Annotated in this window: 7 protein-coding genes; all 7 read right to left on the bottom strand. The window is 61.3% G+C overall.

All coding sequences use genetic code 11. The annotated features are described in order from the left end of the window. Positions 1–223: Mur ligase domain-containing protein (locus KBF66_RS12935; protein WP_296657428.1), on the bottom strand; the 223-nt coding region annotated here is incomplete at its 3' end. 2 nt (positions 224–225) lie between these two features. Further along, positions 226–1,743 (bottom strand): UDP-N-acetylmuramoyl-L-alanyl-D-glutamate--2,6-diaminopimelate ligase, encoded by a 1,518-nt coding sequence (locus KBF66_RS12930; RefSeq protein ID WP_296657423.1) that lies wholly within the window; start codon positions 1,741–1,743, stop codon positions 226–228. Continuing rightward, positions 1,743–3,476 carry a penicillin-binding protein 2 gene (locus KBF66_RS12925; RefSeq protein ID WP_296657419.1) on the bottom strand — a complete coding sequence of 578 codons (1,734 nt, stop codon included), beginning with the start codon at positions 3,474–3,476 and terminating at the stop codon, positions 1,743–1,745. Before KBF66_RS12925 ends, KBF66_RS12930 begins: the two co-directional genes overlap by 1 nt. Next, positions 3,473–3,799, bottom strand: coding sequence for a cell division protein FtsL (gene ftsL / locus KBF66_RS12920; protein ID WP_296657414.1), 327 nt, complete (start codon positions 3,797–3,799; stop codon positions 3,473–3,475). The genes KBF66_RS12925 and ftsL overlap by 4 nt, the downstream gene beginning before the upstream one ends. After that, positions 3,796–4,749, bottom strand: a complete 954-nt coding sequence (gene rsmH / locus KBF66_RS12915; RefSeq protein ID WP_296657426.1) for a 16S rRNA (cytosine(1402)-N(4))-methyltransferase RsmH — start codon at positions 4,747–4,749, stop codon at positions 3,796–3,798. The genes ftsL and rsmH overlap by 4 nt, the downstream gene beginning before the upstream one ends. Positions 4,750–4,758: 9 nt before the next feature. Beyond that, entirely contained in the window at positions 4,759–5,187 is a 429-nt protein-coding gene (gene mraZ, locus KBF66_RS12910) for a division/cell wall cluster transcriptional repressor MraZ (RefSeq protein ID WP_296657410.1), read from the bottom strand. A gap of 395 nt (positions 5,188–5,582) precedes the next feature. Then, positions 5,583–6,914: an ATP-dependent protease ATPase subunit HslU gene (gene hslU, locus KBF66_RS12905; RefSeq protein ID WP_296657406.1), complete on the bottom strand. Its 1,332-nt coding sequence runs from the start codon at positions 6,912–6,914 to the stop codon at positions 5,583–5,585. Positions 6,915–6,924 lie beyond the last annotated feature (10 nt).

The raw sequence follows: 6,924 nt of genomic DNA, 5'->3' as shown, positions 1-6,924 counted from the left end.
CACCCTGGACGACGGCCGCGACTGCGCCTTGTTTCTTCGCGTCCGCCAGAAAGTCGTTGGCATCGAAACGCTCACCACGCAAGGCCACAAACAGATCACCCGCCCGGACACTGCGACTGTCGGTATGCACACGTGCCAGCGCCGCAAGCGCGTCGAGTGGCTCCGCGGCAACCCACTGCGCCTGCCGCAGCCAGTCGCTGATCAACGCCGGGGACAACTGCATGTTCACGATGTAACTCCTGACCCGACCAAGCCCAGCGCCAAACGCACCTGCTCCAAGTCGGAGAAAGGCAGCCGTTGGCCACCGATCTCCTGGTAGTCCTCATGCCCCTTGCCGGCAAGCAGCACCACGTCGCAGGGGTCAGCATGCATCAGGGTGTGCGCAATCGCCAGCGCACGATCCACCTCCACGGCGACAGCAGCCACCCCGGTCAGGCCCAGCAGAATCTGCTGAACAATGGCTTGGGGTGACTCACTGCGCGGGTTGTCGCTGGTCACCACCACCCGGTCGGCATGGCCACCGGCGATGGCGCCCATCAGAGGACGCTTGCTGGCATCGCGGTCACCGCCGCAGCCAAAGACACACCACAGCTGACCACCGCGCCGATGGGCCAGCGGACGCAGGGCGTCGAGCGCCTGCGCCAGGGCGTCCGGGGTATGGGCGTAATCAACGGCGACCAGAGGACGCCCGGCCAGACTGATGCGCTCCATGCGCCCGGGCACCGGCGTCAGATCGGCGCAGGCTGTCACGGCCGCTGCCAGTGGCACCCCCAGCGAACGCATGGCCGCGATCACCCCCAACAGGTTGGCAATGTTGTAGGCGCCAATCAGTTGGGTGCTCAAGGGCAGCTGTTGCTCGCCTTCCACCACACTGAAACGCATGCCGTCGCTGTGATGCTCGATGCCGAGCGCCTGCAAGCGTGCGCTGCCGGTTTGACGCCCGGACATCGAGCAGGTCCAGACGTCGGGCCGATGGGTGGATGGACGCGCCAGCAAGGTGTCGGCCAGCTCGGCGCCATGGGCGTCATCGACATTGATCACCGCCGCGCGCAGGCCCGGCCAGTCAAACAGCCGGGTTTTCGCCTGCCAGTATGCCGCCATGCTGCCGTGATAGTCGAGGTGGTCCTGTGTCAGGTTGGTCAGAATGGCGGTATGGACCTGGGTGCCGTCGAGCCGGTGTTCGGCAATGCCAATCGACGAGGCCTCCATGGCACAGGCCTGCACGCCGCGCTCGGCAAATTCAGCCAATGCGGCTTGCAACGCCACCGGATCGGGGGTGGTCAGTCCGGTGCTCACCAGTTGGGGCGGGATGCCAATACCCAAAGTGCCCACCACGCCACAAGGGATGGGCGTAGCCTGCTTTAAATTCGATAGTGCCTGAGCCAACCACCAGGTGCTGGAGGTCTTGCCATTGGTGCCGGTCACCGCCAGCACCGCCAGACGACGGCTGGGGTCGGCAAAGTAATCGCTGGCAATGCGGCCGCTGGCGGCCTTGAGGCCCCGGTACGCCGCCACCCGCACATCGTCCAGCGCAAAGGCTTCGACGCCAGCCTGCTCCACCAGACAAGCAGCCGCACCCTGCGCCAGCGCAGCAGCGACATGCGCCCGTGCGTCAGCAGCTGCACCCGGCCAGGCCAGAAAACCGTCACCGGCGCGCACGGTGCGGCTGTCGGTACACAGGCGGCCTGTGACCTGGGCGCGCAACCAGAATGCGGCATCGAATGGCGTGGCCAGCAACTGCATCAGAAGCTCTCCTCGACCACTTCAGTCACGATCTGCGGCTTGACCGACATGTCGGGTGCGATCCCCAGCACCTTGAGGGTTTGCTGGACCGTCTGACTGAAAACCGGTGCTGCCACTTGGCCACCAAAATACTGACCATTGCTGGGCTCGTCGATCATCACCGCCACCGCAATGCGCGGGGCGTCTATGGGTGCCAGCCCGGCAAACACACCGCGGTATTTTTTGGCCGCGTAACCGCGCCCCTCGACCTTGTGTGCCGTACCGGTCTTGCCACCGACCGAGTAGCCGACGGTTTGCGCCTTGGGTGCCGTGCCTCCCGCACCTGTGACCAGGTGCAGCATGTGGCGTACGTCGCGTGCGTGTCGCTCCCCAATCACCGGCAAACCGATGGGGGGTTCATTGACTTTGAGCATCGACACCGGCACCCGGTCACCGTTGCGCCCGAAAATTGAGTACGCCTGCGCCAGCTGAAACAGACTGACCGAGATGCCGTAGCCATAGCTCATGGTGGCCTGCTCGATCGGCCGCGAGCTTTTGTAGGGACGCAAACGGCCGCTGACGGCACCCGGAAACGGCAACTGCGGCTTTTGCCCAAAACCAACGCTGTTGTACATCTCCCACAGCTCACGTGCCGGCATCTGCAAAGCGATCTTGGCGGTGCCGATGTTGCTGGATTTCTCGATCACCTGGGTCACGCTGAGCACGCCGTGAGCGTGGGAATCGGAAATGGTGGCGCTGCCTATGGTCATCCGCCCGGGCGCGGTCTGGATCGGCGTCTCGGGTGTCACCCGGCCACGATCGAGCGCCAGCGCAATGACAAAGGGCTTCATGGTCGAACCCGGCTCAAAGGTGTCGGTCAAGGCACGATTGCGTAACTGCTCGCCACTGAGGTTTTGCCGTTTATCGGGCACGTAGCTGGGGTAATTGGCCAACGCCAGCACCTCACCGGTCTGCACGTCCAGCACCACCGCGCTTCCGGCCTTGGCCTTGTGCGCCAGCACTGCCTCCTTGAGTTTCTGGTAGGTGAAAAACTGTACCTTGCTGTCGATGCTGAGCTGCAGGTCACGCCCGTCGACCGGGGCAATTTGTTCACCCACGTCTTCCACCACGCGCCCCATGCGGTCCTTGATCACCCGGCGTGAACCGGCACGGCCACCCAGATCCTTGTTAAACGCCAGTTCAATGCCTTCCTGTCCCTTGTCTTCAACATTGGTGAAGCCCACCACGTGGGCGGCGGCCTCGCCCTCGGGGTATTGGCGCTTGTATTCCTTGCGCTGATAGATACCCTTGATCTCCAGCGCCTCGATCTCCTTGCCCACCGACTCATCCACCTGGCGTTTGAGCCAGACAAAGGTCTTGTCCTCGTCTTCAAGTTTCTTGTCGAGCTCTTTTGTGCTCATACCCAGCAGTTTGGCCAGAGCCTTCAGCTTGGTCGGCTCCCGTGGCACATCTTCCGGAATGGCCCAGATGCTGGGCACTGGGATGCTGGAGGCCATCACCACGCCGTTGCGATCCAGAATTCGTCCGCGGTTCGCTGGCAGTTCCAGGGTGCGGGCATACCGCACTTCTCCTTGCCGTTGAAAGAAGTCATTGGCCAGCACCTGGATGTAGACCGCGCGCGCAGCCAGTCCGGCAAAGGCCAGCGCGATCGCCGCCACGATGAACTTGCTGCGCCAGACCGGGGTCGGGCTGGCCAGCAAGGGGCTGGAGGTGTAGGCGATGCTGCGGCTCATTGCACCGACCCGCTCAGTGGGGTAGAACGCCCAGCCGCTGGCTGCGCGGCAACCGCTACCGGGTTATAGGCCACATAGGCGGTGATGGCCGGGTTGGCGGCCCGCATGGCCAGATGGGACTTGGCCAGTGACTCCACCCGAGCGGATGTCGCCTGGGCGCGCTTTTCGACCTGCAGTCGCTCGTTTTCAATCGCCAGTTTGCGGGCCTCTGACTTGGCGCGGTCCAGCGCTGAATAGAGACGCCTGGATTCATACTGCACATTGACCAGGTACAGCGCGCTCAGCAACACTCCCAGCAACAACACCAGATTGAGCCGCGTCATGCCGGCACCCCGGTGGTCAGCGTACTGGTGCGCTGGGCAACCCGCATGATGGCGCTGCGCGCGCGCGGGTTGGCCGCCACTTCTGCCTCAGACGGTCGACTGCGCCCCAAAACCTTCAGTGGCAAGGGCTGTGGCGCGGCGAATGGGGCGCGGCGGTCGAACACCTGCCTGGCGTTGCTGGCCATGAATTGTTTGACGATACGGTCTTCAAGCGAATGAAAGCTGATCACCACCAGCCGACCGCCGGGTTGCAACACCGAGAGTGCCGCCTTCAATGCCTGTTGCAGCTCTTCAAGCTCGGCGTTGATGAAAATCCGAAAAGCCTGAAATGTGCGCGTTGCAGGGTTCTGGCCCGGCTCGCGGGTTTTGACCGTGTCAGCCACGAGGGCGGCCAGTTCAGTGGTGGTGACAAGGGGGCACCGAGCCTGTCGGCGCGCAACAATCGCCTTTGCAATGGGGCCAGCAAACCGTTCTTCGCCATATTCACGAATAACCTCCGCAATTTCGTTAACTTCTGCCCGCGCCAACCATTGCGCCACACTGTCACCCCGCGTGGTGTCCATGCGCATGTCCAGCGGACCTTCAAACCGGAAACTGAATCCACGCTCCGGGTTGTCCACCTGAGGTGAACTGATGCCCAGATCCAGCAGCACCCCGGCCACGCTGGCGGGCGCTAACTCCCCCAGGTGACTGAAGCCCTGATGACGGATGGAAAAACGTGCGTCCTGGATGCTCTGCGCATAAGCCAAGGCTTCAGGATCCTTGTCGAACGCGATCAAGCGCTGTGCACCCGTCAAACGCGAAAGGATCAGCTGGCTGTGCCCACCGCGCCCGAAGGTGGCATCCACAAAGAGCGAGGCATCGGCTGGCGACTCCTCGGCCGACGCACCCAACAAAGCGTCCACCGCTTCGTTCAACATCACGGTGGTATGAGTCCATGTACGGTCCAACATGGGCGATCAGAAAGAAAAGTCCTTGAGAACCTCGGGCATCTCACCCTGCATGGCCTGGGCCTCCTGCGCCGCGTAGGTGGCATGGTCCCACAACTCAAAATAGTTGCCCATGCCCAGCAATACCGCGTCCTTGGTGATGCCGGCGGCGGCACGCAGCTCCGGGGACACCAGCACACGGCCGGTGCTGTCGAGCTCAACGTCCATGGCGTTGCCCAAAAAGATGCGCTTCCACCATTGCGCCGACATCGGCAGACTGTTGATGCGCTCGCGGAACTTCTCCCACTCGGGCCGCGCAAAAATCATCAGACACCCGTGCGGATGCTTGGTGATGGTGAGTTGATCGGCTGCCGTGGCGCTCAGCACGTCACGGTGCCGGGTCGGCATGGACATGCGACCTTTGGCATCCAGACTTAACGAGGAAGCACCTTGAAACACGAAAGCTGACCTTGGTTGGGGGTATTTCGGCAAGTTCAGGAGTGATTTGGCACTTTCCACCACTAAATTGCACTTTTTTGCACTGTATCAGCAAAAGCTCATCCCGCAAACGCATTTGCAACAATTTTTTACAATGGAATCAAGCACTTAGCTACGATTTTTAAGATCAAATATGACTTGAAAATCGTTTGAAATTAAGCACTTAGATAGTGCTTTGAAAGTGATGGTTTAGAAAAGGCGTGCAAGACACCTATGAACCGCTGGGGTCAGAGCAAAATTGCGTTGCAATTCTTGGTCTGACCCGCAAGGACAGCTACAGGACAGCCACAGGACAGCTACGATTGGTTGGGGTCAGAGCAAAATTGCTGGCGCAATTCTTGGTCTGACCCGCAAAGTTACAGGATATACCTGCTCAGATCTTCGTTTTTGCTGAGTTCGGCCAGACGCGACTCGACATAGGCGGCGTCGACCTGGACGGTTTGACCACTCAGGTTGCTGGCGTTGAAGCTCACTTCGTCAAGCAGGCGCTCCATCACGGTGGACAGGCGGCGTGCACCGATGTTTTCGGTGCGCTCGTTGACATCAAAGGCGATCTGCGCCAGCCGGGTGATCCCGTCTTCGGCAAATTCAACCGTCACCTGCTCGGTGGCCAGTAACGCCTGATACTGCTTCACCAGCGACGCGGTGGTCTGCGTCAGAATCGCGACAAAATCCTGCACCGACAGGCTTTGCAACTCCACCCGAATCGGAAAACGCCCTTGCAACTCGGGGATCAGGTCGCTCGGTTTGCTCAGGTGGAACGCGCCCGAGGCAATGAACAGGATGTGATCAGTTTTAACCGTGCCATATTTGGTCGAGACACTGGTGCCCTCCACCAGCGGCAGCAGGTCGCGCTGCACGCCCTGGCGAGACACCTCGGCACCGCTGCCCTCGCTACGCGAGGTGACCTTGTCGATCTCGTCGATGAAGACAATGCCGTTTTGCTCGAGCATGTTGAGCGCCTGGGTCTTGATATCGTCCTCGTTGACCAGTTTGGCGGCCTCTTCGTCGGCCAGCAGTTTGAGCGCATCGGCGATTTTGAGCTTGCGTGTCTGCTTCTTGTTCTGGTTAAGTTGACCAAACATGCCCCGCAGCTGTTCGGTCATTTCTTCCATGCCGGCCGGTCCCATGATCTCAAGCTGGGGTGCCGTGTGCGCCACCTCAACCTCGATTTCACGCTCGTTCAACTGGCCTTCGCGCAGCTTTTTGCGGAAGTTCTGACGCGCTGCGCTCTCGGGCTCGTCCGCTTGCATGACGCCAAACTCCTGACGCGGCATCGGAATCAGGATGTCGAGCACCCGGTCTTCGGCCACATCCTGCGCGCGCTCGCGCACCTTTTGTTTGGCCGCCTCACGGGTCTGTTTGACCGCAATGTCGGCCAGGTCACGAATGATGGCATCCACGTCCTTGCCGACATAACCCACCTCGGTGAACTTGGTGGCTTCGACTTTGATGAAGGGGGCATCGGCCAGCCGCGCCAGACGCCGTGCGATTTCGGTCTTGCCGACGCCGGTGGGGCCGATCATCAGGATGTTCTTGGGGGTGATTTCACCGCGCAGGCCGACTTCGACCTGCTGGCGGCGCCAGCGGTTGCGCAGTGCGATGGCCACCGCACGTTTGGCCTGCTGCTGGCCGACGATGTGTTTGTCGAGCTCGGCGACGATTTGTTGGGGAGTAAGAGATGACATGTTGTTTTGC

It is taken from the genome of Rhodoferax sp., assembly GCF_018063565.1.
In the GTDB taxonomy this organism is placed as follows: domain Bacteria; phylum Pseudomonadota; class Gammaproteobacteria; order Burkholderiales; family Burkholderiaceae_C; genus Rhodoferax.
This window is presented reverse-complemented; position numbering and strand designations above follow the sequence as displayed.